General features: G+C 32.7%; 3 protein-coding genes. All 3 read right to left on the bottom strand.

Annotation, left to right across the window (positions count from 1 at the left end):
* Positions 1 to 758: sigma factor regulator N-terminal domain-containing protein (locus AC1DTM_RS24920; RefSeq protein WP_477001139.1), on the bottom strand; the 758-nt coding region annotated here is incomplete at its 3' end.
* Entirely contained in the window at positions 748 to 1,248 is a 501-nt protein-coding gene (locus AC1DTM_RS24915; RefSeq protein WP_033714735.1) for a sigma-70 family RNA polymerase sigma factor, read from the bottom strand. The genes AC1DTM_RS24920 and AC1DTM_RS24915, both read right to left, overlap by 11 nt.
* 312 nt (positions 1,249 to 1,560) lie before the next feature.
* Positions 1,561 to 1,752 carry a DUF378 domain-containing protein gene (locus AC1DTM_RS24910; RefSeq protein WP_016095805.1) on the bottom strand — a complete coding sequence of 64 codons (192 nt, stop codon included), beginning with the start codon at positions 1,750 to 1,752 and terminating at the stop codon, positions 1,561 to 1,563.
* Positions 1,753 to 1,822: the final 70 nt, after the last annotated feature.

Raw genomic sequence — 1,822 nt, 5'->3', positions numbered from 1 at the left:
CCACTTGGACTTGAAATCATTTCTGCTGGAAAGCCAATCGGGGCTACATACATACCCTCTTCATTCGTTTGCTTCTCCTCTAATCCTGTATTAACGGCATACCACACAATATCAATAGTAGGAAACATATTCGTTACCTCTTGTACACTTAATAATTCTCTAAAAGATACAAATGCTTCTACAACAGATTCTTGCGGAAGACCCTTTAATACCTGCGCTTCTTCGCTACTATTATAGGACGCATTATAATTATTAGGATGAGACAACACCTCGTTATCTATATATGGGACTTCTGGAATTTTTTCATCTGTTGTATATTCACGGCTTACTTTCGTTGCTCTACTTAATACATAATCTGTTTTCTCTTCTCCTATTCGAATATCTTTCTTTCCTACCCTTTTATACAAATCAAAATGCAATTGCAAACTAAACGGTAGCAATGTTTGCTCCATGTCCCTATCTTTCAAAAATACATTTGGTTCTGTTACACTTAACGTTTGATTTACTACATTCCGTATCTCCATTGCGTTTGTAGGTGCCACTGTATAATATAAGAGTGTAGATATATATAAAATAGGTTGAATAAGTAGTAAAAAAGTAAATACAATCAAAACATTCGTAATACGCGCTCTTTTTTTACCTATTTTCAACACTTGCTCCTGTTTTCCATCAGGAAGTGAAGCCGGTCTTTGATCAAGAGCTTCTTGTAACAATTCTTTATAATCATCTTGTTCAGAATGAGGTTTATCATTTGTCATTTTGACTCTTTTCCTCCTTTAACAATTCTTTTAATCTCTTTCTCCCGCGAAATATGTGACTTTTATACGTGTTTACCTTTAAATCTAATACAGTAGCACCCTCTTCGTACGTTAATTGATGTACGTCACATAATAAAATAGATTGTGCCTCTACCACTGGTAAAGTATGAATAATCTGAATTAATTTTTCATAACTATTTTTTGCGACTACATACTCTTCTGTAGATTCCCCTGCTTGTATTGTCTCTAATTCTTCCGTTCCTACAAAAGTTACTTTTTTCTCTTTCCTAACAAAATCAATAAACGTATGATATGCCACTTTAAATAGCCATGATTTTACCTTTTGGTTTTCATAGTCTTCTAGATAAAGATACGCCCGATAAAAAGTCTCCTGCATCAAGTCCTCCGCTACGTGATGGCTACGAGAAAGGGAAAATAAATACCGGTACACATCGTTTATATAAACTTTATATATTTCTTCAATTTCCATCCCCCTCCTCCTTTCATATATAACACGAATAAGCGCGTTAAAAAGTTGCATTATTTTTCCTTTTTATATTTTTTATTTATTAAAAAAGAAATAACATTTATAGATTTCAATAACTATTTACAATTATAAACAAAATATGAGATGTTATAACTGTAAATTCCTAAAAAAACTCCACATGTAGTATGTACGGAGATTATCTCATGGGTTATTTACAAATTATAGGTGGGGAATATTTGACGCTTATTTCATAAACATACAAAAAAGTGTTAAGTACATAATCATACTTAACACTCTAGTAATAAAGTATAATAGCTATTTACTCGTAAAGAACCGATCGAAAATTTGATAAATAGCTGAAAGACCAAAGAGCCAATAAATAGTATCCACAAACGCCGGCATAGAACCAAACCATTTCTCAACTACATTATAATCTAACGCTACAAACAACCAATTCAAACCGCCAAGAATCACCAAAATTACTGTAAGGTATGACAAAAATTTCATTATGATTGCCCCCTAGGTGATAAGATGGTGAAAGGCCTTTCACTAAAATATATGTAATGGATTCTAAAAC

The organism is Bacillus sp. P4_D3, from assembly GCF_056401855.1.
This window is presented reverse-complemented; position numbering and strand designations above follow the sequence as displayed.

Bases quoted from the DNA above. Each gene is read 5' to 3' on its own strand.
- AC1DTM_RS24915 (WP_033714735.1), bottom strand. From the start codon at position 1,248: ATGGAAATTGAAGAAATATATAAAGTTTATATAAACGATGTGTACCGG.
- AC1DTM_RS24910 (WP_016095805.1), bottom strand. From the start codon at position 1,752: ATGAAATTTTTGTCATACCTTACAGTAATTTTGGTGATTCTTGGCGGT.